Raw genomic sequence first — 26,097 nt, 5'->3', positions numbered from 1 at the left:
GTCGGCGCGCGGTGCGCATCCCGTCACATGCGCCCGAACCGGTCAGAGATATTCGTCCCAGTGGCGATAGGCGGGTTCGGGTATTTCGTGCGGACGGTCTGCCTTGTCGAGCGCCATATAGGGCGCGGCCTCGACATCTTCCTGCGTCACCGTCAGCCCGTATCCCTTGAGTTCGGGGTCATAGACCAACAGGTCCCAGGGCAGCGGATAGACGCGCGACCCCAGCCCCATGAAGCCGCCGAACGACAGCACGGCATATCTGGCCTGCCCCGACACCTTGTCGATCAGGATCGAATGGATGGTCCCGACCTTTTTCGCGCGGCGGTCGTACACCGCCGTTCCTTCGACGCGCGCCGAGGAAATCAGGCTGTGGTCGTCGAGGTCGTTTACTTCGGACATGGCAAGCCTCCTTACGGCCCCCGCTCTGTCCTTCGTGCAGTGCCGCCATTGTACGCCGATGGCGATGAGTCGCCAAGTTTTCAGCGGTCATGTCGGACGTTACCGGAACCATTATCGGGCAGCCGCGTTCGCCGCTGTGTAAATCCCGTGCAAGTCAAACGAGTTGCGTAGAAGATGGCTGCGGCGACGGGACGCCAAGGCCGGTGTCGATCCGCGCATGACCTCGCCCGTCGGGCGGGTGCCGTGCGAACCAGAAAGCTGCACTTTTCGCACGATGAACCGGTCTCGCCTCACCTCTTCTCCTTTCGCGATATCGACACAAGCATCCGAGACTCCACCCACCGCACGCCGCCATTCCCGGTCGCCGGGGGCAGCCAAGGCGCGCGTTGCGGCTCTGCTGCCGATGTTCCTGGCGCTCGCCGGATGCGGCGCCTTTCACGACAGTTTCTTCAATGCTGCGGGTCCGATCGCGGGCCAGGAACGGCATCTGTTCATCATCGTGTCGATCGTAATGCTGTTCGTGATCGGACCGGTGCTGATCCTGACGCCGATCATCGCGTGGCACTATCGCTTGTCGAACACCAAGCATGCCTATCGCCCGCACTGGAGCTTTTCGTGGATCCTAGAATTCTTCATCTGGGTTCCGCCGACGCTAATCGTGATCGGACTTTCGTTTCTGCTGTGGAACTACACGCACAAGCTGGACCCGTACCGCCCGATCGAATCGTCCCAGCCGACGCTGGAGGTCAGGGCGGTGTCGCTCGACTGGAAATGGCTGTTCATCTATCCGCGGCAACATGTCGCGACGGTCAACATGCTCGCCATTCCGGCGGGTCGGCCCGTCCATATAGAGATGACCAGCGGGACGGTGATGCAGTCGCTGATGATCCCGCAGCTCGCCGGACAAATCTACACGATGGGCGGCATGACCACGCAGCTGCATATCCAGGCCGATCATCCGGGCACCTATACCGGCCAGAATACCCAATATAACGGCGAAGGTTTCGCCAAGCAGAAATTCGCGGTGAATGCGCTCGCCCCGCAGCAGTTCGACGAATGGATCGCGCATGTCCGTGCGACCGGCAAACCGTTCGATGCCAAGGCGTATCACCATCTGTTCGAGAAATCGGTCGAGAAACAGCCGATCCTGTTCTCCTCGGCGCCCGATGGCCTGTTTCAGCGCATCCTCGACAGATATCATCCCACCGCGCGTGCCAGCGACACAAATCCCGAGGTGATCCGCCCATGATCGTTCATGCGCACGACTTCTTCACGCTGCTGGGCAAGATCGACCTGCATTCCTTTGCCTTTGTCCGTGCCTGGAGAGACCCGTCGCTGAACCAGGTCATCGCAGCCGGTGCGGCGAGCATGGTGGTGATCGGCGCGATCGCGCTGGTCCTGCTCATCACCTGGCTGAAGAAATGGCGCTATCTGTGGGACGAGTGGTTGACCAGCCTCGACCACAAGAAGATCGGCATCATGTATATCGTGCTGGCCTTCGTGATGCTGTCGCGCGCGCTGATCGAGGCAGTGCTGATGCGCACCCAGCAGGCGATGGCGGTCAACACGCCGGGCATCGTGTCGCCCGACCACTTCGCCGAGCTGTTCAGCACGCATGGCAGCATCATGATCTTCTTCGTGGCGATGCCGCTGCTCACCGGGCTCATCAACTTCGTGATGCCGCAGCAGATCGGCGCGCGCGACGTATCGTTTCCGCTGCTCAACTCGGTCAGCCTGTGGCTGACGGGGGCGGGCGCCGGGCTGATGATGGCCTCGCTCGTCATCGGCAAGTTCTCGACCGGCGGCTGGAGCGGCTATCCGCCCTTTACCGAGCTTACCTACAATGCCGGCGTCGGCCCCGATTACTGGATCTGGGCAGTGACGCTCAGCTCGCTCGGCTCGACGCTGACGGGACTGAACTTCGCGGTTACGATCTACAAAAAGCGCGCGCCCGGCATGCACCTGATGCGGCTGCCGCTATTCTGCTGGACCGCGCTGTGCACCTCGATCCTGATGATCTTCGCCATGCCGCCACTGACGGTCGCGACCGCCATGCTCGCACTCGATCGCTATCTGGGGTTCCATTTCTTCACCAACGGAATGGGCGGCAACATGATGAACTATGCCAACCTGTTCTGGCTATTCGGACACCCGGAGGTCTATATCCTGATCCTGCCAGCATTCGGCGTCTATTCCGAGGTTGTCTCGGCGTTCTCGTCGAAGCGGCTCTATGGCTACACCTCGCTGGTGCTCGCGACGATGGCGATCGCGGTGCTCAGCTTCACCGTCTGGCTGCACCATTTCTTCACGATGGGCCAGAATGCCGACATCAACGGGTTTTTCGGCATCGCGACGATGACGATCGGAATCCCGACCGGCGTGAAGATCTATGACTGGATCTGGACGATGTTCCGCGGCGAGGTTCGTTTCACGGTGCCGATGCTCTATTCGATCGCGTTCATGATGACCTTCGTGCTGGGCGGCATGTCGGGCATCCTGCTGGCGATGCCGCCGGCCGACTATCTCGTCCACAACACGCTGTTCCTGGTCGCCCATTTCCACAACATGCTGATCCCCGGCATGCTCTACGGCATGATTGCCGGCTATACCTACTGGTTCCCCAAGGCGTTCGGATTCCGCTTGCACGAAGGCTGGGGCAAGGCGGCCTTCGTCTGCTGGGTGGTCGGCTTCTACCTCGCTTTCATGCCGCTTTACGCGCTCGGCCTCGCCGGAGTCGCGCGGCGCACGCACGAATTGTTCGACCCCGCATTCCGGCCATGGCTGATCGTGGCCGAAGTCGGCGGGCTGATCCTGCTGACCGGCCTCGCGCTGCTGTTCGTCCAGCTCTATGTCAGCATCCGCGACCGCGAGAACAACCGCGTCCCCGTGGGCGACCCGTGGGACGGCCGCGGTCTCGAATGGGCCAATGCGGCGCCGGCACCCGAATATAATTTCGCCTTGATCCCGCAGGTTCACAGCCGCGACACCTTCGCCTGGCGCAAGGAACATGACTGCGCCTACGATCCGCCGGACGAGTATCGGGACATCGAAATGCCGCGCAACAGCATGTCGGGCGTCATCATCGGCGTGTGCGGCGGCCTCGCCGGATTCGGGCTCGTCTGGCATATATGGTGGCTCGCGGCGCTGCCGGTGCTGGGCGTCATCGCGACGGTCATCGCGCGCAGTTTCGCGCGCGACGTTCACTACACGATTCCCGCCGCCAAGGTCGCAGCCGAGCATGGCGAATGGTTGCGCCTCATACGCGAGACCCGCCCCGTCGACCGATTCCAGGAAACGAGCCCGGCCAATCGCGGGCTGGCAGCGAGGGTGCCATGAGCGCGAACGAAGTCAAACATGCCGGGCTGAACCTCGGCGACACCGACGAGGTAACGCACGAACAGGCCGGAGAAGGCATTTTCGGCTTCTGGGTGTTCCTGATGAGCGACGCGATCGTCTTCGCGCTGCTTTTCGCGACCTATGGCGTGATGTTGCCCGGCACAGCCGGCGGCCCCACGCCCGCCAGCGAATATGATATGAAGAGCGCGTTCATCGAAACGCTGCTCCTGCTCACAAGCAGCTTTACCTTCGGCCTCGCCTCGATCGCGATGAAGCATGAGCTGGGCCGCGTTCGCCTGCAATTCTGGCTTGGCATCACGCTGCTTCTCGGGCTCGCTTTCCTCGGCTTCGAGCTGCACGATTTCGCCTCGATGTTTTCCGATGGCGCCTATGGCAGCCGCAGCGGATATCTGTCGTCCTTCTTCGGACTCGTCCCGCTCCACGGGCTGCACGTATTTTTCGGGAGCCTGTGGATCGTGGTCATGATGGTCCAGGTCAGCTGGTTCGGGCTCGACGCGCGGGTGAAGATCAACCTGCTCCGGCTCGGCCTGTTCTGGCACTTTCTCGATATCGTCTGGGTCGGGATTTTCTCGGTCGTCTATTTGCAGGGGTTGATCTGATGAGCGGCCCGAACGCTGGAAAGCGGCACGAAATCACAACCTATGTCATCGGCTATGTCGCGGCACTGGTGCTGACCGGCGCCGCGTTCGGCGCGGTTCACTGGCACTGGTTCGCCGACACGACGACGACGCTGGCCGTCGTCTTCGGCCTCGCGCTGGTGCAGATCATCGTCCATTTCCGCTTTTTTCTGCACATCAGCTTCAGCCGATCGGCGCGCGACGACCTGCAGCTGATTCTCTTTTCGACGCTGATCGTGGCGTTGATGGTAGGGGGCACGATCGTCATCCTGCTAAACCTTCGCGCCAGAATGATGTGACGCGCCTTCGGTAGCGCGCGAGGACTGGAACGGCCACAAGCGGCTCTACCGCAGGACGGCACCGCTCTAAAAGCAACGATTTCCGGAGAAAACTGGAGCGGGCGAAGGGATTCGAACCCTCGACCCCAACCTTGGCAAGGTTGTGCTCTACCCCTGAGCTACGCCCGCTCTGGCGCTGGCCCGCACAGCGTGGCGGGCAGGTGAGGCGCGGCTGTTAGCACCGGGTCCGGGACAGGGCAAGCCCCCAATCGCGATTCGTTTCAGAGGGTTGGACTCTGCCGCCGAAACGCCCACATTGCCGCGATAGTGTTCACGCAAGACTTCAGGAGTTCGCATTGGCAACGCTCGGCATGTCCCCCGACGACAAGAAGGCGGTAGAGGCTTTTACCCGCGACGTCGTTGAGCCTTCGCGGACCAAGCTCGTCATCCTCGATTTCTGGGCCGAATGGTGCGGCCCGTGCAAGCAGCTGTCGCCCGTCCTCGAAAAGGTCGCGGCCGACTATGCCGACAAGGGCGTGGTGCTGGCGAAGATCGATGTCGACAAGGACAAGTTCATCGCGTCGCAGTTCCAGGTGCGCTCGATCCCGACCGTCTATGCGATGTTTCAGGGACAGCTCGTCGCCGATCTCGGCCAGGCACGCACCGAATCGCAGCTCAAGCAAATGCTCGACCAGCTGCTCAAGCAACTTCCGATCGAAGCGGGCAGCGGTGACGGCGAACAGCAGCAGGACACCGCGCCGCTGATCGAAATGGGCGAACAAGTGCTCGAGGAAGGCGATGCCGAGCGGGCGCTGTCGATCTTTGGCCAGGTCGCCCAGATCGCGCCCGACGAACCAGCCGCGATTTCGGGCATGGTCCGCGCGCTGATTGCCGCGGGCCGGACCGAGGAGGCAGAGGCCGCGCTGTCCGAACTCGACGAGGAAATGGCGAAGGCGCCCGAGATCGAGCGCGCGCGCGCCGCGCTTGCGCTGGCAAGAGACGCCAAGCCGGCAGCCGATCTCGGCCCGCTGGAAAAGGCGGTCGCCGCGACACCAGACGATCATCAGGCACGCTATGACCTCGCCAATGCGCAAATGGCGAATGGCGAGCGCGAAAAGGCCGCCGACAATCTGCTCCACATCATCGCCGATGACCGCGACTGGAACGAGGGCGCGGCGCGCACGCAGCTGCTCAAGCTGTTCGAAGTCGTCGGGTTGGAAGATCCCTGGGTCGCCTCGCAGCGCCGGCGGCTGTCGCAGATTCTGTTCGGATGACCACGCGGATATCCGTGTTTCCGCTCGGGGGAGCCTTGCTCTTCCCGCGGATGCACCTGCCGCTGCACATCTTCGAGCCTCGCTACCGTGCGATGATATCCGATTCGCTTGCTCGTGATCGGCGGATCGGCATGGTCCAGCCGCGCGACAATCGTCAAAAGCCCGGCCTGTTCCGCATGGGGTGCGTCGGCCAGATCGTCGAGGTAGAGGCGCTTGATGATGGTCGGTTCGACATCGTGCTCGAGGGACTGTCGCGCTTCGTCATCAAGCGCGAGCTTGAGGTCGCCACCCCCTTTCGTCAGGTCGAGGCCGACCTGGTCGACACGCCCGAGGACGAGACGCTGGCGCTCGCCGAACGGTCCTCGCTCGAGCTGGAAGCGCGGCGCTTCGCCGATGCGCAAGGCTATGCGGTCGACTGGGAGGCGGTATCGCGGCTCGACGACGAGAGCCTGGTCAACGGGATCGCACAGATCGCGCCGTTCGACATTGCATCGAAGCAAGCACTGCTGGAGGTCGATTCGCTTCAGGATCGCTCCGAACTGATCGTCCAGTTGATGCAGTTCTTCGGTCGGCACGGCGACGACGAAGCGGGGACGCTGCAGTGACGATGCTTCCCGATCCGTGGTTGCTAGAGCGGCTGGTGTGCCCGGTCACGCGCACGCCCTTGCGGCACGACCGGCAGACGAACGAACTCATCAGCGACGAGGCAGGGCTGGCCTTTCCGATCCGCGACGGCGTGCCCGTATTGCTGGTCGAGGAAGCGCGCATGCTTGATGGGCGGCCCGACGCCGGATAACCTCCCTTTCGAACAAGGGGGACATCATGCGTTTTACCATGCTGCTGGCGGCGATCGCCGCATTTTTCGTGGCCGGGTTCGCCCAGGCGAAGGACTATGTCATCCATGCCGGCCGGCTGATCGACGGCACGACGGCGACGCCGCGCGAGCGCGTCTCGATACTCGTCCATGACGACCGGATTGCATCGGTGACACCGGGATTCACCACCCCCGAGGGCGCGGAGGTGATCGACCTTTCGGACAAGACCGTGCTGCCCGGCCTGATCGACGCGCATGTCCATATCACAGGGCAGTTCGACGGCGGCGACCCGGTGCGCGAGCTGGTGACTCGCAGCCCGCTCGATGCCGCGTACAAGACGCCCGCTTATGCCCGCGCCACACTGCAGGCAGGCTTTACCACGGTGCGCGACGTCGGCGCTAACACCGATCTGGTCGTCGCGATGAAGCGCGCGATCGCAAAGGGCGAAATCGCCGGCCCGCGCATGTGGGTCGCCGGCGCCCCGCTCGGCCCCACCGGCGGGCACAGCGATTCGCATACCGGGCTCGATCCGGCGATCAGCAACCCCGAATGGAATGATTCGATCGTCGATGGCGTCGACGAGGCGATCCACGCGGTGCGCGACCATCATCGCCGCGGGGTCGATCTGATCAAGATCATGCCGTCGGGCGGCGTCCTGTCGGTCAATGACGACCCCAATCTGCAGGTGATGAGCGACGCCGAGATCAAGGCGATCGTCGATACCGCACACGCGCTGGGAATGAAGGTCGCGGCGCATATTCACGGACGCGAGGCAATCGACCATGCGCTGAAGCTGGGGGTCGATTCGGTCGAGCATGGCAGCTTTTCCGGCCCCGAATCCTATCCGCTCTACAAGGAACACGGCGCATATCTGGTGCCGACGCTGCTGATCGCGCAGCGCGTTTACGAAATCGCCAAGACCAATCCCGAGCAACTTCCGCCGTCCTCGGCGAAAAAGGCGCTCGCGGTCGCACCGGTCATGCGCGACAATCTGGGCAATGCCTATCGCGCGGGCGTGAAGATCGCGTTCGGAACCGATCAGGGGCTGGTACCGCACGGCCAGAATGCCAAGGAATTCGCGCTGATGGTCAAATCGGGAATGACGCCGGGCGACGCGATCCTTGCCGCAACGAAGAACGCCGCCGACCTGATCGGCGACAGCGCCGATATCGGGTCGATCCAGAAGGGGCGCTTTGCCGATATCATCGCGGTTTCGGGCAATCCGCTCGACGATGTGACGACGCTGGAGAAGGTCGGCTTCGTGATGAAGGGCGGCACCATCTATCGCCGCGCTGGCGAAGATACCGGCATCGGCGGCGTGCCCGACGCGGGCGGGCACTGAGGCTGCTGAGCACCGCGCCGACCCGTCGGGTTCCTGCCCCGGCAGGAGCCCGCTGACCGGACCGCAGTGAACGGGAGGTCTCCGGCTAGACGGTCATACCCTGGAGGAGCTTGGGCACATCGCCCGATTCGCCGCGCGCCTCACCCATGAAGGCGGCCTTTAGTGGCGGCATCCGGTCGACGGCGCTCAGCCCGAAACGGCGCACGCGGCTCGCGGTCCGGCCGGGAATGCCGAACAGCCGGGTCAGGCCGTCGGTGGCGAGCGAGACCATCATCGTGTCGAGACTGCGCCAGCGCTCATAGCGTTTGAGGAGTTGCGCGTCGCCGGGGTCGAGCCCCAGCCGCTTGCCCTCGACGAGCACCTCGACCAGCGCGGCCACGTCGCGAAAGCCGACATTGACCCCCTGCCCCGCGATAGGATGGATGCCGTGCGCGGCATCGCCGACCAGCGCGAGCCGTTCGGCGGTGATCGTCGCGGCGTGATGGAAGCCGAGCGGATAGGTCGAGCGCGGGCCGAGCCGCGACAATTCGCCGAGAAAACCACCGGTTTTCTTCATCGCCTCTGCCAGAACACCGCGTTCGGACAGTTTGAGCATCCCCGGTGCCTGGTCGCGGCGCACCGTCCACACGATCGCCGAGCGGTGGCCATGTTCATCGTCATTGAGCGGCAGGATCGCGAACGGCCCTTCGGGATAGAAAATCTCGAAGGCGATATTTTCGTGGCTCTCTTCGTGATGGAATGACGTCACGATCGCGGCATGGTCATATTGCCAGCGCGCCACGCGCAGCAGCGCCGTGTCGCGCGTCGGCGAATTGCGCCCCTCTGCCCCGATCAGCAGCGATGCGCGGACCGTCGATCCGTCGGACAGTTCGGCGGTGACCCCGTGTGCGTCGCGGATGACCGACACGGCATGCGTCTTCATGCGCAGGTCGACGCGCGGTGCAGCCTTGGCCGATTCGTGGAGCGCGCGGCGCAGGATGCGGTTCTCGTACATCGTGCCGAGCGCGTCTTCGTCTTCCGACACGTCGAAATCGAGCTTGCCGGGGGCGAGCCCGTCGCTCACCCGGATGCTGCGAATGGGGCATCCTGCATCGCCCAGCCGGTCGCCGACGCCGATCGCCTGCAGCATCCGGTGCGGTGCGCTGGCGATCGCCGAGGCGCGGCCGTCATGTGCCGCGGCGAGTATCGTTTCGGGATCGGCCATGTCGACGACGATCGACGCGATGCCGTGCGCATCGAGCGCGGTAGCAAGCGCCGAACCGACCAGCCCGCCGCCGAGGATGAGAATATCCGCCTTGTCCATGCCCGCTGTTTAGCCGCGCCGCACCGCCCTGCCAATGCCCGGCGCTTGACGGGGGACTCGCCAGGCGCAATGATTCACGCAGTATTTCTGCGAAATCCGGGGGAACTCGCATGGCGAGCAAGGCACAGCCCAAGCTGTGGCGCGAAACGATGAAGGCGGGTGCGCTGCGCAGCGGCGCGATGTTCGCCGCGATCGCGCTGTTCGTGGTGACGCTGGCCGTGGCGGTCGCGCTGGTCAGCTATCATTCGGGCGACCCGTCGCTCAACACCGCCGCCGGCGGCCCGGTGAAGAACTGGCTGGGCACACCGGGTGCGCTCGTGGCCGACCTGCTGCTGGCGATCGGCGGGCTTCCGATCGCGCTTATCCTCCCGCTGGGGGTCATCATCGCCTCTCGGCTGTGGCGAGACATGCCGACCGGTCCGTGGCGCATGATGCTGCGCAACTGCCTGATCGGGATCGCGCTGATGGCGACGACGCTGGCGCTCGTATCCGACGAATCGGTGCTGTGGCTGCCCGGCGGCTGGGGCGGCGTCGTCGGATTGGCGATTGCGGGCGGCATTCGCTGGGCGACGAGCTTTATCGGCGATGCGCAGATCATCGTCTGGACGCTGCGCGTGATCGGGCTGGCGACGGGCATCGCCGGCGTCGTCCTGTGGGCACGCAGCCTGACGGTCGCATGGCCCACGCCCCCGCAATTGCGGTTGCGACTTCCTTCTTTCCGGCGCGCCGGGCGCGACGATGGCGACATTTTCGATGATGGCGACGAGATCGAGGTCGAGGCGCGGCCAAAGCCCGCCCCGCGCAAAGTCGCGGTTCCCGAAAATCGCCCCGCCCCGGTCATCGCCGACCGTACCGCGGCGCCGTCGGTCGCCAAGCCGAAGCCGACCCAGGCCTCGCTCGACCTGCGCGACAATTTTCAGCTCCCCTCGCTCGATCTGCTGACGCCGCCGTCGGACAAGGGCTCGGTCGCGGTCGACAAGGCCGCGCTGCAGCGAAACGCCCGGCTCCTCGAATCGGTGCTCGACGATTTCAACGTGAAGGGGTCGATCGTCGAGGTTCGTCCCGGCCCCGTGGTCACCATGTACGAGCTCGAGCCGGCAAGCGGAATCAAGGCGAGCCGAGTCATCCAGCTTGCCGACGACATCGCGCGCAACATGTCCGCGATGTCGGCGCGCGTCGCGACGATCCCGGGCAGGAGCGTCATCGGTATCGAACTGCCCAATCCCAAGCGCGAAACGGTCAACCTGCACGAACTGATCGGATCGCAGACGTTCGAGGATCATTCGTCGCAACTGCCGATCGTGCTCGGCAAGAACATCGCCGGTGATCCCGTGATCGCCGACCTTGCGCCGATGCCGCACCTCCTCGTCGCGGGCACCACCGGGTCGGGCAAGTCGGTCGGGCTGAACTGCATGATCCTGTCGCTGCTCTATCGGCTGACGCCCGATCAGTGCCGGATGATCATGATCGATCCGAAGATGCTCGAACTCAGCATGTACAAGGATATTCCCCATCTGCTTGCTGACGTCGTTACCGATCCGCCCAAGGCGGTTCGCGCGCTGAAATGGGCGGTCGAGCAGATGGAGGAGCGCTATCGGATGATGGCGTCGCTCAACGTCCGTTCGCTCGGTTCGTTCAATGACAAGGTGCGCGCGGCACGCAACAAGGGGCAGAAGCTGGGTCGCCGCGTGCAGACGGGATACGACCCCGATACCGGCAAGCCGGTCTATGAGGAGGAGGAACTCGACCTTCAGCCGCTGCCGCAGATCGTCATCATCGTCGACGAACTCGCCGACCTGATGATGACCGCGGGCAAGGAAGTCGAATTCCTGATCCAGCGGCTTGCGCAAAAGGCTCGCGCGGCGGGCATCCACCTCATCATGGCGACGCAGCGCCCGTCGGTCGATGTCATCACCGGCGTCATCAAGGCCAACCTGCCGACGCGGATCAGCTTCCACGTCACGTCGAAAATCGATTCGCGCACCATCCTCGGCGAACAGGGCGCCGAACAGCTGCTCGGCAAGGGCGACATGCTCTACATGCCCGGCGGCAAACAGCTCGCGCGCGTCCACGGCCCCTTTGTCAGCGACGACGAGGTCGAGGCGGTGGCCGATCACTGGCGCGCACAGGGTCAGCCCGATTACATCACCGCCGTCACCGAAGAACCCGAAGAGGGGTCGTTCGCACTCGACGGCGCGCCCGGCGACGACAGCCCCGAGGACCGCCAGTTCCGCCAGGCGATCCAGCTCGTGGCCGAGAGCCAGAAGGCTTCGACGTCATGGCTGCAGCGGCAGATGCGTATCGGCTACAACTCCGCTGCGCGGCTGATCGAGCGGATGGAGAGCGAAGGACTGGTGTCCAAACCCGACCATGTCGGCCGCCGCGAAGTGCTGATGGATCAGGACGGCCGGCCGCTCTGATCGCAACCAACGGGTTCACGGGGCGTTCAACGCGGTCACGCTAGAGCGACTTCCATGATGTGGAGAATTAAGCCGTTGAAACTGAAGCCACTGATCGCGCTGCCCATGGCGCTTGCCGTCCCGGCGATCGCCGCGCCCGCACCCGAAAGCACCAGCTTGCAGGCGGTGCAGGACCATCTGGCGAAGGTCAATTCGATGACTGCCGATTTCAGCCAGACCGATCGCAACGGAAAGGTACTGACCGGAAAGCTGACGCTGAAAAAGCCCGGCAAGATCCGCTTCCAGTATGAAAAGGGCGTGCCCTATCTGGTCGTCAGCAATGGCAAGGCGATCTATTTCATCGACTATTCGGTGGGTGACGAGCAGCGCTATCCGATCGGCAATTCGCCGCTGTCGATTCTGCTCGACCCGTCGCGCGATGCATCCAAATTCGCCAAGATCGTTCCCACCGCCGATCCGCGCATCGTCAGCGTCGAGGCGTATGATCCGAAGAACCCGCAATATGGCCGGATCACGCTGATCTTCGCCAAGCAGGGTTCGGCCCCCGGCGGACTGATGCTCGAAGGCTGGGTGACGCTAGACGCGCAGGGCAACCGGACGACGATCCGCCTCGACGATCAGAAGTTCAACGTACCGGTGTCGGACAGAATGTTCCGCTGGAACGATCCGAAGCGGGCGAAACGGCCACATTAACGGCTTCGTTCATGTTGGTGACAGCTTTGCAGGCGTAAAGGAATTCCCGCGGAGATGGGGTGATCCGGGATTTTCCCCCTGTTGCCCGGCCCTCATCTCCAGCCTGCGTGACGAACGCTGGTTGGCCCTCGCTCCACGCCCCCGGAGCGGGGGCCTTTCCATGTCTGGCATCGGCGCGTTTGGGTGGCTACATCGGGCGCGATGACAACATCTATCAAAATCGCTTCCTGGAACATCAATTCCGTCCGCTTTCGCATCGACATCGTCGAACGCTTCCTGACCGAAGCGGCGCCCGACATATTGTGCCTGCAGGAAACCAAGGTCATCGACGGCGACTTCCCGAAGGCGCCGTTCGAGCGGCTGGGCTACAAGCATATCGTCCTGCACGGACAGCGCATGCACCACGGCGTCGCCATCGTCAGCAAGCTGCCACTTGCCGAAGACGACCGGCTCGACTGGCAGGCCAATGGCGAAGCACGGCATGTCGGCGTGCGTCTGCAAAACGGGATGCGGCTGGAAAATGTCTATGTGCCCGCAGGGGGCGACATTCCCGACCGCGACGAAAATCCCAAATTCGGCCAGAAGCTCGATTTTATCGCGCGCATGACCGAATGGTCCGAAACGCTGAACGACATGCCGGTGCTGCTCGTCGGCGATTTCAACGTCGCGCCGCTCGAAAGCGATGTGTGGAGCCACAAGCAACTGCTGAAGGTCGTCAGCCACACACCGGTCGAGGTCGAGACGCTTGCGAAGATGCAGGCCGCCAATGACTGGGTCGATCTGGGACGCAGGTTCGTTCCGGCACCCGAACGGCTCTATACCTGGTGGAGCTACCGCGCGAAGGACTGGGCGGCGTCGGATCGCGGACGGCGGCTCGACCATATGTGGGCGAGTCCCGCGCTTGCCCCCGCAGCGACCGAGCACACCGTTTTCGAACATTGCCGCAGCTGGCTGAAACCGTCCGACCACATCCCGATCATGACCGAGTTCGCGCTTTGACCGACGCCCGGCCCGCCACCCGCGCGATCGACGCGCTGCGCCATGGCTGGCCGGTGACGATCGCGGCGGGTGCCGATTCGCTGACGCTGTTCGCCGTCGAAACGGGCGATGCCGGAAGGCTGACGGAGTTCGATCCCGATGCCACCGCACCGCTGCTGCTGTCGGCCGGGCGCGCAGCGACACTGAAGCTGGTCAACCAGCGTGCCGCAGCGACGCCCGACGGGCCGGTGATGGTCGAACGCGCGCCATGGCTCGATTTCGATATGGGCAGCGCGCTCGCCGATCCGCAGCTCGACCTCGGCACGCCGCTCAAAGGGCCGTTTCGCGCGATTGCAGTCGAACAGCCCGAACTGGCGGCGGCGGCGCTGAAGCTGGCGCGGATGGCGGGGATGCTGCCGGCCTTCTTCGTCCGCAAGGCACCGTCTGACATCCGCGTGACGCTGGACGAACTGGAGGCGCATGAGGACGCCGACCGTCTGTCGATCGCGGCGCGGGCAAAACTGCCGGTCGACGGCGCCGAGGATGCAGAAATCGTCGCCTTCCGGTCGCTGAGCGCAAGCGACGAACATGTCGCGCTGTTGATCGGCACGCCCGAGGGCCGCCCGCCGCTCGTACGGCTGCACAGCGAATGCCTGACCGGCGACGTGCTCGGCAGCCTGAAATGCGATTGCGGTCCGCAGCTGAACGCCGCGATCCGCGAGATCGCCGCGAATGGCTGGGGCATCCTGCTCTATCTGCGCCAGGAAGGTCGCGGGATCGGCCTTATCAACAAGCTGCGCGCCTATGCGCTGCAGGACCAGGGGTTCGACACGGTCGACGCCAACACCCGGCTGGGCTTCGCGATCGACGCGCGCGATTTCCGCATCGCCGCGCGGATGCTGCACCTGCTGGGCCAGCGCGATATCCGGCTGCTGACGAACAACCCGGCAAAGGTCGATGCGCTGCAAGCCGCGGGCGTCAACGTGATCGAGCGCGTGCCGCACAAGCTGCCGCCCAACCCGCACAACGAACGCTATCTCGCGACCAAGCGCGACCGCACCGGGCACCAGCTTTAGACGATATTGAAAACGGGCGCTCACCCTGGGCGCGGGTAGCGAGCAGTGGCTCTTAGCTTCTCATTATTCGCGTCGCATCTCTTCGAAAGTTACGTGGCGGCGTAACGATCTTCCAGCCCGACCAGTCGTGCGACTTCGTCAAAGCCATGTGCGATGCGCTCCACGCCGAGGGAACGGAGGCGGGCTGCATGGTCGGGCGGGCAATGGCTGCCGGCGCACAGGCCGATGACATCGGCGCCCGATGCGACCGCGCCGGTCACGCCGACCGGCGAATCCTCTATGATTACGCAGCGATCGATGGCGATGCCGAGGCGCTGCGCGGCATAGCGGTAGATATCGGGCGCAGGCTTGCCGTTTTCGACGTGCTCATGACCCGAATAGAGGTGGTCGCCGAACACGTCGCGCACCCCGAGATGGTCGAGATGCGTTGCGATCCAGTTGGTACGGCTCGACGACACGATCGCACGCGGCAGCGTATCGGGCAGCGCGCGCACGAAGCGGATTGCACCCATCACCGGGTCGAGCCCTTCCTTGAGCACACGGATATTCTCCGCCTCGCGCGCGCCGTGGAAATCATCGGGCAACGGCCTGCCGATCCAGTTTTCCAGAGCATCGATAAAGGCGGTGCCGCTGAGCCCCATGAAATTGGCCATCGAATCCTGCGGGGTCGTCGGATGGCCGATGCCGGTCAGATAATCGGCGATCTGCTTGTTTCCCGCATATTCGCTTTCGAGCAGCACGCCGTCGAAATCGAACAGGATCGCGTCATAGTTCATGCCCGCGCTCCGAACAGTGCGGTGCCAACGCGGACATGCGTGGCACCGAGCGTAACCGCGGTTTCGAAATCGCCCGACATGCCCATCGACAGGCCCTCCAGCCCATGATCGCGTGCAAGCTTTGCCAGAAGCGCGAAATAGGGCGCGGGTTCAAGCTCGAGCGGCGGCACGCACATCAGCCCAGCAAGCGGCAGATCGGCCTTGCGCGCCTGATCGAGCAGGTCGGGTAGCTCGACAATCGGGCAACCGCCCTTTTGCGGCTCATCCCCGATATTGACCTGAACGAAACAACGCGGGCGGCGATCGGCCTTGTCCATCGCCTTCGCAAGCGCCTTCACCAGCGACGGGCGGTCGAGCGAATGGATCGCGTCGAACAGCGCGACCGCATCGTCGGCCTTGTTCGACTGGAGCTGCCCGACGAGGTGGAGCGCGATGTCAGGTGTCGCCTCGCAGAGTGCCGGCCATTTCGCCTGCGCTTCCTGCACGCGATTCTCGCCGAAAACGCGCTGGCCTGCCGCGATCAGCGGTTCGATCGCGGCCGCGTCGTGCATCTTCGAAACTGCAATCAGCGTCACCGAATCGGGCTTGCGACCGGCGGTACTGGCAGCCTTTGCAATGGCGGCGCGCACATCGCCGAGGCGCGTTGAGGCATCGTCTGTCGTCATCTGCGCCGCTATAGATGCCGCGATGCCTTGCCGCCACCCCACGCCGCCCCGCACCTGGCTGATGACCGACGAGAGGCTCGGTGACCGGTTATGGTCCGCGCTCGAGCGCTTGCCGCGCGGGTCCGGGATCGTGTTTCGCCATTATTCGCTGACGCCCGACGAACGCCGCGCGCTTTTCGCTCGGGTCGCGCAGATTGCGGCGCGGCGGCGGCTGGTTCTACTGAGAGCTGGCCGCACGAGATTGGCCAGAACCGAACAGGGCGTGCATAACGGGCCGAAACCGGTGGTCGGGCTGTGGACGCGCGCGGTGCATACGCGGCGTGACCTGATCGCCGCGCACCGCGACGGGGTCGATCTGGTCTTCGCATCGCCCGTTTTCGCGACCGAATCGCATCCCGGCGCGCGCTCGCTGGGCCGGGCGCGTTTCATGGCGATGGTTCAGGACGCGTCGATGCCGGTCATCGCGCTAGGCGGCATGACGCCGCAGCGCGCCCGGATACTATGCGATCACAGAATTCATGGCTGGGCTGCGATCGACTGGTGGGCCGATCAGAAGCGGAAGGCGGTCCCGATATAGACGGCCTGGCTGTCGCGGCGTTCGGCCGCGAGACGCGGCAGGCGCTGTTCCTCGGACTTGTAGCGCACGCCCGCCGTTACATCGAGATTGTGCGTCAGCTTGTACGATCCACCGGCCTCGATCGAATAGCTCGAGTCGTCCGCGATCATCACCGGTTCGTCGGGCAGCGGCCGCGATGCCCCGGCCTTTACGCTGCCGGTGAATTTCTTGCCCTGATAATTGACGCCGACTTCGGCCTGCTCGCGGCTGCCGGGCGCACCGGCGAGATCGAGCTTGGAGACGTCGCCGGTAACGGTGAAGCGCTTCCAACCGACCGAAGCGCCGAGATTATAGGCGATCGGTGCGAGCGTCATCGCGGGAGTCGTTGCCGAGGCGCGTTCGGCGGTATCGGTCTTGCCGCGAACCTTGCTTGCATGGACGGTGACGGAGACCGACCGGCTGCTCGTTTCCTTGGCATCCGACGGCGTGAAACGGAAATCGCTCGAATCGATTCCGCTCTTCTGCAGCACCGCGGCCAGCTTCGGATCGACCGATGCGGGGGTGAACGTCCCGAGCTCCATATCCGGCATGCTCGCCGACCGGGCCGGGGTTTCGCGCGCATCGAGCGCAGGCGCAAGGGTGACGCCGCCGGCGAGCAGCGCTGTCAGTCCCAATCCTGCCAAAAGATGACGCGTGTTCATAACATCCTCTAACCTTCAACGTGGATATCATGATTCGGTCGCGAAACACCACCGCCCGGAGTCTTTTCGTGACAAGGTGTTGCACCTTGTCCACAGGCCGCGCAGACGCTTGCGGCGACGCCCGTACCTTCTATAGATGCGGGCCTATATGTTCAGTTCGAGGAATTGCCGATGAACCGCCTGATGGCCTCCGCCCTTTTGGGCTCCGTCGCCCTGTCGCTCAGCGCCTGTGGCGGCCATGACCGCCCGAAGGCCGATCTCGCGGCGTCGAAGGTCACGACGATCGGCGTCAACAGCTATCTGTGGCGCGCATCGCTCGACACGCTGAGCTTCATGCCGCTGTTGCAGACCGATTCCAACGGTGGCGTGATCGTCACCGACTGGTACGTCAATCCGAACACCCCGAACGAACGGATGAAGGTTACGGTGTCGATCCTCGACCAGGATCTTCGCGCCGATGCGCTGCGCGTCGCCGCGCTGCGCGAGGTGAAGAAGGACGGCCAGTGGGTGCAGGCGCCGGTTCAGGCGGCCACGGTCCAGAAGCTTGAAGACATCATCCTGACGCGCGCGCGCGATCTGCGCCGTCAGGCGATCGCCGCTGACTGACGCGGGGAGAAAAGGCAATAATGGCGTCGCGTTTCAATGCGCTGAAGGCGGACGCGGCCTGGCAGGCGGTCTGGGAAGAACGCCGCACCTTCGCCGCGAAGGACGATAGCCCGCGTCCGAAATCCTATGTCCTCGAGATGTTCCCCTATCCGTCGGGGAAGATCCATATGGGCCATGTCCGCAACTATACGATGGGCGACGTGCTCGCCCGGTTCCGCCGGATGAAGGGCATGGAAGTGCTCCACCCGATGGGCTGGGACGCGTTCGGCATGCCAGCCGAAAACGCGGCGATGGAAAAGGGCGTCCATCCCGGCGCCTGGACGTACCAGAATATCGACACGATGCGGTCGCAGCTGAAGCGCATCGGCTTCGGGCTCGACTGGAGCCGCGAATTCGCGACCTGCGACCCCGAATATTACGGGCACCAGCAGGCGCTGTTCCTCGACATGGTCGAGGCGGGGCTCGTCTATCGCAAGGAATCGGCGGTCAACTGGGACCCGGTCGACATGACCGTGCTCGCCAACGAGCAGGTGATCGACGGCAAGGGCTGGCGCTCGGGTGCGGTGGTCGAGCGGCGGAAGCTCTCCCAGTGGTTCCTGAAGATCACCGACTTCGCCGACGAATTGCTCGACGGGCTCAAGGAACTCGAGCACTGGCCCGACAAGGTCAAGCTGATGCAGGAAAACTGGATCGGCAAGAGCCAGGGCCTGCAATTCCGCTTCGCGCTGTCCGACGGCGGCGAGGTGGAAGTCTTCACGACGCGGCCCGACACGATTTTCGGCGCAAGCTTCGTCGCGGTGGCGGCCGACCATCCGCTGGCGCTCAAACTGGCCGAGGGGAACCCGGAAGTCGCGGCTTTCGCCGACAAGTGCCGCGCGGGCGGGACGAGCGCGGCCGAGATCGAGACGCAGGAAAAGCTCGGCTACGACACCGGGCTGACCGCGGCGCATCCGTTCGATCCCGACTGGAAGCTGCCCGTCTATATCGCCAATTTCGTGCTGATGGATTACGGCGTCGGCGCGGTGTTCGGCGTGCCCGCGCACGATCAGCGCGACCTGGATTTCGCGCGCAAATATGATCTGCAAGTCCGCCGCGTGGTCAGCGACGGTGCCGAGGAAGCGCCCGAATTCCACGGTGATGAGGCCTATACCGGGCCGGGCACGCTGGTGAATTCGCATTTCCTGAACGGCATGGACGTGGTCGATGCCAAGCGCGAGGTGATCGAGCGCGCAGAGGAAGGCGGCTGGGGCACGGGGACGACCGTGTGGCGGCTGCGAGACTGGGGTGTGAGCCGCCAACGTTACTGGGGCACGCCGATCCCGATCATCCATTGCGAGACCTGCGGCCCGGTGCCGGTGCCGCGCGACCAGCTGCCGGTGAAGTTGCCCGAGGATGTCAGCTTCGACATTCCGGGCAACCCGCTCGACCGCCATGCGACCTGGAAGCATGTCGATTGCCCCAAATGCGGCAAAGCGGCGCGGCGCGAGACCGACACGCTCGATACCTTCGTCGATTCGTCGTGGTATTTCATACGCTTCGCCAGCCAGCCCGACGACAAGCCGTTCGACAAGGCGGTCGCCGAACAATGGCTGCCGGTGGGCCAGTATATCGGCGGCGTCGAACACGCGATCCTCCACCTGCTCTATGCACGGTTCTGGACGCGCGCGCTCAAGCATATGGGCAAGCTCGACATCGCCGAACCGTTCGCCGGGCTGTTCACACAGGGTATGGTCACGCACGAGACCTATTTCCGCGATGAGGGCGAAGGTCGGCGTAGCTGGTTCGGACCCGATGACGTCGAAATTTCGGGCAAGACCGGAACGCTAAAGGCGGATGGCCAGCCGGTGACGGTCGGCCGCGTCGAGAAGATGTCGAAGTCGAAGAAGAACACCGTCGACCCCGGCCCGATCGTCGAACAATATGGCGCGGACGCGGTGCGCTGGTTCATGCTGTCCGACTCGCCACCCGAGCGCGACCTCGAATGGTCCGAGGCGGGAATCGAGGGTGCATGGCGCTTCGTCCAGCGACTGTGGCGGCTGTTCGACGGCCTCGACGAGGCGCAGGGCGATGACGCTGCCGAAGATCGGGCGCTCGACCGCAAGCTGCACCAGACGATCGCCGGCGTCGCCGACGACATCGAGGCGCTGTCGTTCAACAAGGCAGTCGCCAAGCTCTATGAGCTTGTAAACGCTATCGAAAAGGCAAAGCCCTCGGCATCGCGCGCCAATGCGGTCCGCACGCTGATCCGTATCGTCGCGCCCATGGCGCCGCACATCGCCGAAGAGGCCTGGGCAGAAGCCGGCGGCGATGGTCTGGTCGCCGACGCCGAGTGGCCCGAGGTCGATCCGGCGCTGATCGTCGAGGACGAGGTGACCATCGCGATCCAGGTCAACGGCAAGCTGCGCGATACGATCACCATGCCCAAGGGCGCCCCAAAGGCCGATGTCGAGGCCGCCGCGCTGGCGACCGACAAGATCGTGCGGCAGCTGGATGGCAAGGCGCCGCGCAAGGTGATCGTCGTGCCCGACCGGCTGGTCAACGTCGTGGCATGAAACGCGTCACCGCCCTGATCGCCGCTGCGCTCGCGCTTTCGGGTTGCGGGCTCCAGCCGCTCTATGGCGGCGGCGAAGGCGGCACGATCCGCTCGACGCTATCGGAAATCGAGGTTGCACCGATTGCCGGACAGAATGGCTGGCTCGTCGCCAATGCGCTGCGCGACCGGCTGATCCAGAACAAGGGCACAGCGGCGCGGTACCGGCTGGAGGTCAAGCTCGACGACCGGATCACCGGGCTGGGCGTGCGGCGCGACGATGCCATCACGCGCGAGAGGCGGACGCTGCGCGCGCGGTATCAGCTGATCGACCTGTCCAATGGCGAAGTGCTGCTCGACCAGACGGCGGGCTCCGATGCCGGAATCGACGTGGTCGGCTCCGAATATGCGACGATCGCGGCCGAGCAGAGCGCGCTTGAACGGCTATCGGGCATCGTCGCCGACCAGATCGTCTCGCGCCTCGCGCTCTATGCGCGGCGGGCGCCGACCGCGCCGTGAAGGTCAGCGCCGGCCAGATCAACGGCCAGATCGACCGGCTGGCCAGCGATGTCCGGCTTTATCTGTTCCACGGTCCCGACGAAGCGGGGGCGCAGGCACTGGCCGAACGGCTCGCACGCGCTGTCGGCCCCGATGCCGAGCGGATCGACATCGAACCCGCCGCGCTGCGCTCCAATCCAGGGCTGCTCGCCGACGAAGCTGCGTCGATCTCGCTGTTCGGCGGCAGCCGCTTCATCCGGGTAAGCGGGGCGGGCGAAGAGGTGCTCGCGGCGTGTTCGACGCTGCTCGACGCGCCCCAGGCCGGAAATCCGGTCGTCGTCATCGCCCCCGGCGTCAAGACGTCGGGAAAACTCGTCAAAGCGGCGATTGCGGCACCCGGCGCGGTCAGTTTCGGTTGCTATGTCCCCGAAGGCGCGGAAGCCTCACGAATCGCGGCGGCCATGGCGCGCGACACGGGGTTGAGGCTGACCGGCGATGCGCCGGCGCGCCTGTGGGAGGCGACGGGTGGCGACCGCGCGATTCTGGCGCGCGAAATCGAAAAGCTCGCCATGTTCCTCGACGCCGCACCGGATCGCCCGCGCGATGCCGACGGGGCGACGCTCGATGCGATCGGCGCCAATCTCGAATCGGTCGAAATGTTCGGCGCGATCGATGCCATTATCGGCGGCAATGCGGCGGAAGCGGGTAGCGAACTGACCGCACTCGATGAAGCCGGAATATCGGCGATCCCGCTGCTGCGACAGCTCGCGCGGCGGATGCTGACACTGGCGACGCTGCGCGCAGAAGTCGATGCCGGCGATTCGATCGACGAGGTGATTGCGCGCCACCGCATCTTCTTCCGCGAAAAGGCCGCGACATCGCGCGCGCTGCGCAAATGGAATTCACGCCAGATCGCGCACGCGATCGACCGGATCCGCGAAGCAGAACGCGCGACGATGGCGAATTCGACGCTCGACAACCTGCTCGCCGAACAGATGGGTGTCGCAATGGCGCGCGCTGCGTCGCGCTCCGGACAGACCCGGCGCTAGATGCGCTCGCCGCTCAACCGCTGACAGACCATATCGAGCTGATCGAGCGTCGAATACTGGATCGTCAACTGACCGCCAGCCTCGCCATGGGCGATCTTGACGTTGAGTCCCAGAACATCACTAAGCTGTTGTTCTAGCGCGATAATATCGGCATTCTCCGCGCCCGAAGCCGGTGTCCCCGGGCGGCTGCCGCCACCACCGCTACCCGGCCGCGTTCCGCGCGCCAGGCGCTCGGTGTCGCGCACGGTAAGCCCCTTGTCGCGAACCTGCTCGGCAAGCGCTTCGGGGTCTGGTGCGTTGATTAGCGCGCGCGCATGGCCCATCTGAATATCGCCGTCGATGACCATCTTCTGCACCGATACCGGCAGATCGAGCAGCCGCAGCAGGTTGGCAATATGGCTGCGCGACTTGCCGACCAGGCGTGCGAGCGCGTCCTGCGTATGGCTGAATTCATCGATCAGCTTGCGATAGGCATCGGCCTCTTCGATCGCGTTGAGGTCCTGCCGCTGGATATTCTCGACAAGCGCGATTTCGAGCGTTTCGGCATCGCTGAGTTCGCGGACGATCACCGGAACGTCATGAAGCCGCGCACGCTGCGCCGCACGCCAGCGACGTTCCCCCGCGACGATCTGATAATCCTTACCGTGTGGGCGCACGACGATCGGCTGAATCAGCCCCCGCGATGCGATCGAATTGGCGAGTTCGCTGATAGCCTGATCGTCGAAGGTGCGACGCGGCTGCCCCGGGTGCGGCGCGAGCGCGCTTACGGGAAGCATGCGGATACCGCTCTGCGGTGCGCCGTCTTCGCTCGGCTGGTTGCGAGGCGCGTCACCCATCAGCGCGCTCAGGCCCCTGCCCAGCCCCGGACGCGGACGCCGTGCCTGCGCGGGCTGGCCGGCTGATTCGGGATCGTTCATGCTGCCTCCGCAGATTTTGGAATGCGCGCGATCACCTCACGCGCCAAGGCTATATACGCCTCCGACCCCGCACACCGGTGATCGTAGATCAGCGCCGGCAGCCCGTGGCTCGGCGCTTCCGAAAGGCGGACATTGCGCGGGATGACGGTTTCGAACACGACCTCACCCAGCACAGCGCGAACATCGTCGGCCACCTGGTCGGTCAGCCTGTTACGGCGGTCGTACATGGTCAGGACAACGCCGAGGATCGACAGGCCGGGGTTGAAGCGGCTGCGAATACGCTCGACCGTGTTGAGGAGCTGGCTAAGCCCTTCGAGCGCGAAGAACTCACATTGCAACGGCACCAGCAGCGCGTGCGATGCGACCATCGCGTTGATCGTCAACAGGCCTAGCGATGGCGGGCAATCTATCAGAACCACGTCCCATCGACCCTCGCTACGCGCGATTGCGCGATCGAGTCGGTGGGTCCGGGCGTCGAAATCGATAAGCTCGATCTCTGCACCCGACAGGTCGACCGTCGACGGCACGATATCGAGCCGCGGCACGCGCGTGGCGATTGCGGCTTCGTTGAGCGAGGTCTCACCGATCAGCAGCTCATAGGTCGATTGCAACCGCTCGGATCGCTCTATCCCCAACCCCGTCGATGCGTTGCCTTGCGGGTCGAGATCAAGCAGCAGAACGCGCTGGCCGGTCGCGGCGAGCGCGGTGGCCACGTTGATCGCGGTGGTCGTCTTGCCGACGCCGCCCTTCTGGTTTGCGATGGCAATGCAGATCATTTGCGGCGAACCTCCCGCGCGACGACGATCCGTGATTCAGGATGGGTGATACTCTGTTCCACGTGGAACGAACCTTGCCATGCATCGCGCGCGGCTTCCACCTCCGATTGCGCCGAAGCGCCCTTGGGAAGCAACCAGATGGTATCGCGGCGCGAGCAGTGGCGCGCCGCGGCGAACAGATCGGGTAGCGCTGCCACCGCCCGCGCGCTGATGATGGCGGCCTTTGGACCCGAATAGCGCTCGATTTTCGCCGCGACGATCTGCGTTCGCGATCCTATTCCCAGAGCGTCGACGCAGCGCTGGAGAAATTCCGCACGACGCCTTCTCGGCTCTACCAGCACGGTTTCGGCCTCGCGCAGGGCCGCGGCTACGATTCCGGGAAAACCCGCCCCGGTGCCAATATCGATCCACAGCCCTGCCTTTGCTTCATCGGGTGCAAGCGTAAGCAATTGTGCCGAGTCTACGATGTGCCGGTCCCACATCGCGTCGAGTGTCGCCTTTGAGATCAGGTTTTGATGCGCTGATTCGTCACGAACCATTTCGCCGAATTGCGCCAGCAGCGTTTCACGTGAAACACCGAAACGCGTTCGGACCCATTCGCGTGCTTCGTCTTCGGTCATTTTCAGGCGGCATTCCGGCGCTTGCTGTGCAGCAAAATAGCGGAAAGCGCCGCCGGAGTGATGCCGCGAATGCGCCCGGCCACGCCGAGCGTTTCGGGCCGTGCGGCGGACAGCCTCTCGATCATTTCGGCAGAAAGCCCCGGCACCATCGCATAGTCGAGCGATTGGGGCAGCGGCAGCGATTCGTTTGCGCGCAGCTCTGCTACCTCTCCCTCTTGCCGCGCAAGATACGGGGCGTAGCGGGCATCTTCGATGACTTCGTCCAGTACCGACGGGTCGGTGTCGCTCACCGCGTCGGGAAGAACATGCGCGGGCGAAACCGCGGGAAAACGCAGCCATGCGCTACCGCGGTCGGTACCGGCATCAAGCGGAACGTCAGCACCACGCTGACGCAGCGCGTGCGCCGAAACCGGGCGCTCCAGCGCGTGTTCGATCCTGGCTTTGGCGTCCATCCTTTTGCGGAAACGAAGGCGGCGGTCCTCGGTTAGGCAGCCCAGCCTCTCGGCGATAGGCGTGAGCCTGGTCTCGGCATTGTTCGCGCGCAGCCGAAGACGGAATTCGGCGCGCGATGTCAGCATGCGGTACGGTTCGGTAACACCCTGCAGAACCAGGTCGTCGATCATCACCCCCAGATAGCTTGCCGCCCTATCGACGACCAACGGCTCAAGCCCCATAGCATCGGCCGCGGCGTTCGCGCCCGCGATCAGCCCCTGCCCTGCGGCCTCCTCATATCCGGTCGTGCCGTTGATCTGCCCCGCGCAGAACAGCCCCGGGATGTCGGAAGCGGCCAGCCGGCGATCAAGCGAACGCGGATCGACATGGTCATATTCGACGGCATAGCCAGGCACGACGATCTCGCAGCGCTCGAGCCCAGCCATCGAGCGCACCATATCGAGCTGGACATCGGTCGGCAGCGACGTCGAAATGCCGTTGGGATAGACGAGGTTCGTCGCGAGGCCTTCGGGTTCCAGGAACACCTGATGCCCATCGCGATCCCCAAAACGATGGATCTTATCCTCGATCGAGGGGCAATAACGTGGCCCCTGCGCGTCGATTGCGCCGGAAAATAGCGGCGACCGGTCGAGCGCGCGGCGGATGATCGCGTGGCTGGCTTCGTTGGTACGCGTGATTGCGCAAAAGATTTGCGGCAAGGCGCGCCGCCCTGTCATCGGTGACATCGTCCAGGGCTCGGCGTCGGACGGCTGCTCCGCCAGCGCTCCCCAGTTGATGCTGCGCGCATTGAGCCTTGGCGGCGTCCCCGTCTTCAGGCGTGATATCGGGAGGCCGAGTTCGCGAAGCTGGACTCCGAGGCGGGTTGCGGCGCGTTCGCCGATCCGACCGCCTTCATGTCGTTCTTCGCCGCGGAATATGCGCCCGCCCAGAAAAGTACCCGTGGCCAGCACCACGGAGGGCGCGACCAGATCGGTGCCGCCAGCCAGTGAAACTCCCGCGATCCGCCCACCCGCAAGTACGAGACTCTCCGCCTCACCTTCAACGAGCGTCAGCCCGGGCTGCCCGGCGAGCATATGCTGGACCGCCGCGGCATAATAGGCGCGGTCGGCCTGCACCCGCGGCCCCTGAACCGCGCTGCCCTTGCTTCGGTTGAGCATCCGGTAATGGATCGCCGCTGCGTCGGCTGCACGCGCCATCAGACCATCAAAGGCGTCTACCTCACGGACAAGATGACCCTTGCCGAGGCCGCCAATCGCCGGATTGCAGGACATCGCCCCGATCTTCGTCAGATCAAAGCTTACCAGCGCCACACGCGCACCGCGGCGCGCTGCTACAGCAGCGGCTTCGACGCCGGCATGGCCGCCGCCGATGACGATGACATCGAACGTGTGCATGGCT

The 26,097-nt window shown here is 64.4% G+C and carries 26 protein-coding genes and 1 tRNA gene; 17 read left to right on the top strand and 10 right to left on the bottom strand.

Annotation, left to right across the window (positions count from 1 at the left end):
• Positions 1 to 42: 42 nt before the first annotated feature.
• Positions 43 to 399: a PRC-barrel domain-containing protein gene (locus J7S20_RS10960; protein ID WP_284054267.1), complete on the bottom strand. Its 357-nt coding sequence runs from the start codon at positions 397 to 399 to the stop codon at positions 43 to 45.
• Between the two features lie 403 nt (positions 400 to 802).
• On the opposite strand from J7S20_RS10960, the gene J7S20_RS10955 reads away from it, so the two are divergent.
• Genes J7S20_RS10955 through cyoD form a run of 4 tightly spaced genes read left to right on the top strand, consistent with a single transcriptional unit; the run spans position 803 to position 4,672 of the window.
• On the top strand, positions 803 to 1,648 hold the full coding sequence (locus tag J7S20_RS10955) for a ubiquinol oxidase subunit II (protein WP_284054266.1): 846 nt from the start codon (positions 803 to 805) through the stop codon (positions 1,646 to 1,648).
• The gene (locus J7S20_RS10950; RefSeq protein WP_284054265.1) at positions 1,645 to 3,735 is read left to right on the top strand and encodes a cbb3-type cytochrome c oxidase subunit I; all 2,091 of its coding nucleotides are present in this window, start codon (positions 1,645 to 1,647) and stop codon (positions 3,733 to 3,735) included. The genes J7S20_RS10955 and J7S20_RS10950 overlap by 4 nt, the downstream gene beginning before the upstream one ends.
• Complete coding sequence (locus J7S20_RS10945; RefSeq protein WP_284054264.1) at positions 3,732 to 4,355, top strand: cytochrome c oxidase subunit 3; 624 nt, start codon at positions 3,732 to 3,734, stop codon at positions 4,353 to 4,355. Before J7S20_RS10950 ends, J7S20_RS10945 begins: the two co-directional genes overlap by 4 nt.
• A complete protein-coding gene (cyoD, locus tag J7S20_RS10940; RefSeq protein ID WP_284054263.1) occupies positions 4,355 to 4,672 on the top strand; it encodes a cytochrome o ubiquinol oxidase subunit IV in 318 nt (105 codons plus the stop codon). The genes J7S20_RS10945 and cyoD overlap by 1 nt, the downstream gene beginning before the upstream one ends.
• Positions 4,673 to 4,765: 93 nt before the next feature.
• Here cyoD and J7S20_RS10935 read toward each other — a convergent pair.
• A tRNA-Gly gene (locus J7S20_RS10935) sits at positions 4,766 to 4,840 on the bottom strand.
• A 182-nt stretch (positions 4,841 to 5,022) separates the two neighbouring features.
• Between J7S20_RS10935 and J7S20_RS10930 the strand changes: the two genes are divergently transcribed.
• From J7S20_RS10930 to J7S20_RS10915, 4 genes are read left to right on the top strand one after another with little or no spacing between them, the layout of a single operon-like run.
• Positions 5,023 to 5,925: a tetratricopeptide repeat protein gene (locus J7S20_RS10930; protein ID WP_284054587.1), complete on the top strand. Its 903-nt coding sequence runs from the start codon at positions 5,023 to 5,025 to the stop codon at positions 5,923 to 5,925.
• Complete coding sequence (locus J7S20_RS10925; RefSeq protein WP_284054262.1) at positions 5,922 to 6,530, top strand: LON peptidase substrate-binding domain-containing protein; 609 nt, start codon at positions 5,922 to 5,924, stop codon at positions 6,528 to 6,530. Before J7S20_RS10930 ends, J7S20_RS10925 begins: the two co-directional genes overlap by 4 nt.
• A 2-nt stretch (positions 6,531 to 6,532) precedes the next feature.
• A complete protein-coding gene (locus J7S20_RS10920; RefSeq protein WP_284054586.1) occupies positions 6,533 to 6,721 on the top strand; it encodes a Trm112 family protein in 189 nt (62 codons plus the stop codon).
• 26 nt (positions 6,722 to 6,747) lie between these two features.
• Positions 6,748 to 8,082 carry a metal-dependent hydrolase family protein gene (locus J7S20_RS10915; RefSeq protein WP_430980936.1) on the top strand — a complete coding sequence of 445 codons (1,335 nt, stop codon included), beginning with the start codon at positions 6,748 to 6,750 and terminating at the stop codon, positions 8,080 to 8,082.
• Between the two features lie 85 nt (positions 8,083 to 8,167).
• On the opposite strand, the gene J7S20_RS10910 is transcribed toward J7S20_RS10915, so the two are convergent.
• Positions 8,168 to 9,385 carry a UbiH/UbiF/VisC/COQ6 family ubiquinone biosynthesis hydroxylase gene (locus J7S20_RS10910; protein ID WP_284054261.1) on the bottom strand — a complete coding sequence of 406 codons (1,218 nt, stop codon included), beginning with the start codon at positions 9,383 to 9,385 and terminating at the stop codon, positions 8,168 to 8,170.
• 110 nt (positions 9,386 to 9,495) lie between these two features.
• Here J7S20_RS10910 and J7S20_RS10905 point away from each other — a divergent pair, with 110 nt between their 5' ends.
• The 4 genes from J7S20_RS10905 (at position 9,496) to ribA (ending at position 14,552) form a co-directional block, all read left to right on the top strand.
• Positions 9,496 to 11,805 carry a DNA translocase FtsK gene (locus J7S20_RS10905; RefSeq protein ID WP_284054260.1) on the top strand — a complete coding sequence of 770 codons (2,310 nt, stop codon included), beginning with the start codon at positions 9,496 to 9,498 and terminating at the stop codon, positions 11,803 to 11,805.
• Positions 11,806 to 11,862: 57 nt separating this feature from the next.
• A complete protein-coding gene (locus tag J7S20_RS10900; RefSeq protein WP_430980943.1) occupies positions 11,863 to 12,498 on the top strand; it encodes a LolA family protein in 636 nt (211 codons plus the stop codon).
• 201 nt (positions 12,499 to 12,699) lie between these two features.
• Positions 12,700 to 13,497, top strand: coding sequence for an exodeoxyribonuclease III (xth, locus tag J7S20_RS10895; RefSeq protein ID WP_284054259.1), 798 nt, complete (start codon positions 12,700 to 12,702; stop codon positions 13,495 to 13,497).
• On the top strand, positions 13,494 to 14,552 hold the full coding sequence (ribA, locus tag J7S20_RS10890; protein ID WP_284054258.1) for a GTP cyclohydrolase II: 1,059 nt from the start codon (positions 13,494 to 13,496) through the stop codon (positions 14,550 to 14,552). The genes xth and ribA overlap by 4 nt, the downstream gene beginning before the upstream one ends.
• Before the next feature lie 89 nt (positions 14,553 to 14,641).
• Here ribA and J7S20_RS10885 read toward each other — a convergent pair whose 3' ends face one another.
• A complete protein-coding gene (locus J7S20_RS10885) occupies positions 14,642 to 15,328 on the bottom strand; it encodes an HAD family hydrolase (protein WP_284054257.1) in 687 nt (228 codons plus the stop codon).
• Positions 15,325 to 15,993: a YggS family pyridoxal phosphate-dependent enzyme gene (locus J7S20_RS10880; protein WP_284054256.1), complete on the bottom strand. Its 669-nt coding sequence runs from the start codon at positions 15,991 to 15,993 to the stop codon at positions 15,325 to 15,327. Before J7S20_RS10880 ends, J7S20_RS10885 begins: the two co-directional genes overlap by 4 nt.
• 61 nt (positions 15,994 to 16,054) lie before the next feature.
• Here J7S20_RS10880 and J7S20_RS10875 point away from each other — a divergent pair, with 61 nt between their 5' ends.
• Positions 16,055 to 16,570 (top strand): thiamine phosphate synthase, encoded by a 516-nt coding sequence (locus J7S20_RS10875; protein ID WP_284054255.1) that lies wholly within the window; start codon positions 16,055 to 16,057, stop codon positions 16,568 to 16,570.
• Here the strand turns inward: J7S20_RS10875 and J7S20_RS10870 are convergent.
• The gene (locus tag J7S20_RS10870; RefSeq protein WP_284054254.1) at positions 16,543 to 17,250 is read right to left on the bottom strand and encodes a porin; all 708 of its coding nucleotides are present in this window, start codon (positions 17,248 to 17,250) and stop codon (positions 16,543 to 16,545) included. The genes J7S20_RS10875 and J7S20_RS10870 overlap by 28 nt on opposite strands.
• Before the next feature lie 171 nt (positions 17,251 to 17,421).
• On the opposite strand from J7S20_RS10870, the gene J7S20_RS10865 reads away from it, so the two are divergent.
• The 4 genes from J7S20_RS10865 to holA are packed head-to-tail and all read left to right on the top strand — an operon-like array spanning position 17,422 to position 21,933.
• Positions 17,422 to 17,856, top strand: a complete 435-nt coding sequence (locus J7S20_RS10865) for a DUF3576 domain-containing protein (RefSeq protein ID WP_284054253.1) — start codon at positions 17,422 to 17,424, stop codon at positions 17,854 to 17,856.
• 20 nt (positions 17,857 to 17,876) lie between these two features.
• A complete protein-coding gene (gene leuS / locus J7S20_RS10860) occupies positions 17,877 to 20,408 on the top strand; it encodes a leucine--tRNA ligase (RefSeq protein ID WP_284054252.1) in 2,532 nt (843 codons plus the stop codon).
• The gene (gene lptE, locus J7S20_RS10855) at positions 20,405 to 20,905 is read left to right on the top strand and encodes an LPS assembly lipoprotein LptE (RefSeq protein WP_284054251.1); all 501 of its coding nucleotides are present in this window, start codon (positions 20,405 to 20,407) and stop codon (positions 20,903 to 20,905) included. Before leuS ends, lptE begins: the two co-directional genes overlap by 4 nt.
• The gene (gene holA, locus J7S20_RS10850) at positions 20,902 to 21,933 is read left to right on the top strand and encodes a DNA polymerase III subunit delta (RefSeq protein ID WP_284054250.1); all 1,032 of its coding nucleotides are present in this window, start codon (positions 20,902 to 20,904) and stop codon (positions 21,931 to 21,933) included. The genes lptE and holA overlap by 4 nt, the downstream gene beginning before the upstream one ends.
• On the opposite strand, the gene J7S20_RS10845 is transcribed toward holA, so the two are convergent.
• From J7S20_RS10845 to mnmG, 4 genes are read right to left on the bottom strand one after another with little or no spacing between them, the layout of a single operon-like run.
• Entirely contained in the window at positions 21,930 to 22,850 is a 921-nt protein-coding gene (locus J7S20_RS10845; RefSeq protein WP_284054249.1) for a ParB/RepB/Spo0J family partition protein, read from the bottom strand. The two genes, holA and J7S20_RS10845, sit on opposite strands and share 4 nt — an antisense overlap.
• Positions 22,847 to 23,626: a ParA family protein gene (locus tag J7S20_RS10840; RefSeq protein WP_284054248.1), complete on the bottom strand. Its 780-nt coding sequence runs from the start codon at positions 23,624 to 23,626 to the stop codon at positions 22,847 to 22,849. The genes J7S20_RS10845 and J7S20_RS10840 overlap by 4 nt, the downstream gene beginning before the upstream one ends.
• Positions 23,623 to 24,246, bottom strand: a complete 624-nt coding sequence (locus J7S20_RS10835; protein ID WP_284054247.1) for a 16S rRNA (guanine(527)-N(7))-methyltransferase RsmG — start codon at positions 24,244 to 24,246, stop codon at positions 23,623 to 23,625. The genes J7S20_RS10840 and J7S20_RS10835 overlap by 4 nt, the downstream gene beginning before the upstream one ends.
• A gap of 2 nt (positions 24,247 to 24,248) precedes the next feature.
• Positions 24,249 to 26,093, bottom strand: coding sequence for a tRNA uridine-5-carboxymethylaminomethyl(34) synthesis enzyme MnmG (gene mnmG / locus J7S20_RS10830; RefSeq protein WP_284054246.1), 1,845 nt, complete (start codon positions 26,091 to 26,093; stop codon positions 24,249 to 24,251).
• Positions 26,094 to 26,097: the final 4 nt, after the last annotated feature.

Source organism: Stakelama marina, from assembly GCF_018122655.1.
GTDB lineage: Bacteria > Pseudomonadota > Alphaproteobacteria > Sphingomonadales > Sphingomonadaceae > Sphingomonas > Sphingomonas marina.
Note: the sequence above shows the minus strand (reverse complement) of the source record. Positions and strands in the feature narration are given on the sequence as shown.

Bases quoted from the DNA above. Each gene is read 5' to 3' on its own strand.
- J7S20_RS10960 (WP_284054267.1), bottom strand. From the start codon at position 399: ATGTCCGAAGTAAACGACCTCGACGACCACAGCCTGATTTCCTCGGCG.
- J7S20_RS10955 (WP_284054266.1), top strand. From the start codon at position 803: ATGTTCCTGGCGCTCGCCGGATGCGGCGCCTTTCACGACAGTTTCTTC.
- J7S20_RS10950 (WP_284054265.1), top strand. From the start codon at position 1,645: ATGATCGTTCATGCGCACGACTTCTTCACGCTGCTGGGCAAGATCGAC.
- J7S20_RS10945 (WP_284054264.1), top strand. From the start codon at position 3,732: ATGAGCGCGAACGAAGTCAAACATGCCGGGCTGAACCTCGGCGACACC.
- cyoD (WP_284054263.1), top strand. From the start codon at position 4,355: ATGAGCGGCCCGAACGCTGGAAAGCGGCACGAAATCACAACCTATGTC.
- J7S20_RS10930 (WP_284054587.1), top strand. From the start codon at position 5,023: ATGTCCCCCGACGACAAGAAGGCGGTAGAGGCTTTTACCCGCGACGTC.
- J7S20_RS10925 (WP_284054262.1), top strand. From the start codon at position 5,922: ATGACCACGCGGATATCCGTGTTTCCGCTCGGGGGAGCCTTGCTCTTC.
- J7S20_RS10920 (WP_284054586.1), top strand. From the start codon at position 6,533: ATGCTTCCCGATCCGTGGTTGCTAGAGCGGCTGGTGTGCCCGGTCACG.
- J7S20_RS10915 (WP_430980936.1), top strand. From the start codon at position 6,748: ATGCGTTTTACCATGCTGCTGGCGGCGATCGCCGCATTTTTCGTGGCC.
- J7S20_RS10910 (WP_284054261.1), bottom strand. From the start codon at position 9,385: ATGGACAAGGCGGATATTCTCATCCTCGGCGGCGGGCTGGTCGGTTCG.
- J7S20_RS10905 (WP_284054260.1), top strand. From the start codon at position 9,496: ATGGCGAGCAAGGCACAGCCCAAGCTGTGGCGCGAAACGATGAAGGCG.
- J7S20_RS10900 (WP_430980943.1), top strand. From the start codon at position 11,863: ATGTGGAGAATTAAGCCGTTGAAACTGAAGCCACTGATCGCGCTGCCC.
- xth (WP_284054259.1), top strand. From the start codon at position 12,700: ATGACAACATCTATCAAAATCGCTTCCTGGAACATCAATTCCGTCCGC.
- J7S20_RS10885 (WP_284054257.1), bottom strand. From the start codon at position 15,328: ATGAACTATGACGCGATCCTGTTCGATTTCGACGGCGTGCTGCTCGAA.
- J7S20_RS10880 (WP_284054256.1), bottom strand. From the start codon at position 15,993: ATGACGACAGACGATGCCTCAACGCGCCTCGGCGATGTGCGCGCCGCC.
- J7S20_RS10875 (WP_284054255.1), top strand. From the start codon at position 16,055: ATGACCGACGAGAGGCTCGGTGACCGGTTATGGTCCGCGCTCGAGCGC.
- J7S20_RS10870 (WP_284054254.1), bottom strand. From the start codon at position 17,250: ATGAACACGCGTCATCTTTTGGCAGGATTGGGACTGACAGCGCTGCTC.
- J7S20_RS10865 (WP_284054253.1), top strand. From the start codon at position 17,422: ATGAACCGCCTGATGGCCTCCGCCCTTTTGGGCTCCGTCGCCCTGTCG.
- leuS (WP_284054252.1), top strand. From the start codon at position 17,877: ATGGCGTCGCGTTTCAATGCGCTGAAGGCGGACGCGGCCTGGCAGGCG.
- lptE (WP_284054251.1), top strand. From the start codon at position 20,405: ATGAAACGCGTCACCGCCCTGATCGCCGCTGCGCTCGCGCTTTCGGGT.
- J7S20_RS10845 (WP_284054249.1), bottom strand. From the start codon at position 22,850: ATGAACGATCCCGAATCAGCCGGCCAGCCCGCGCAGGCACGGCGTCCG.
- J7S20_RS10840 (WP_284054248.1), bottom strand. From the start codon at position 23,626: ATGATCTGCATTGCCATCGCAAACCAGAAGGGCGGCGTCGGCAAGACG.
- J7S20_RS10835 (WP_284054247.1), bottom strand. From the start codon at position 24,246: ATGACCGAAGACGAAGCACGCGAATGGGTCCGAACGCGTTTCGGTGTT.
- mnmG (WP_284054246.1), bottom strand. From the start codon at position 26,093: ATGCACACGTTCGATGTCATCGTCATCGGCGGCGGCCATGCCGGCGTC.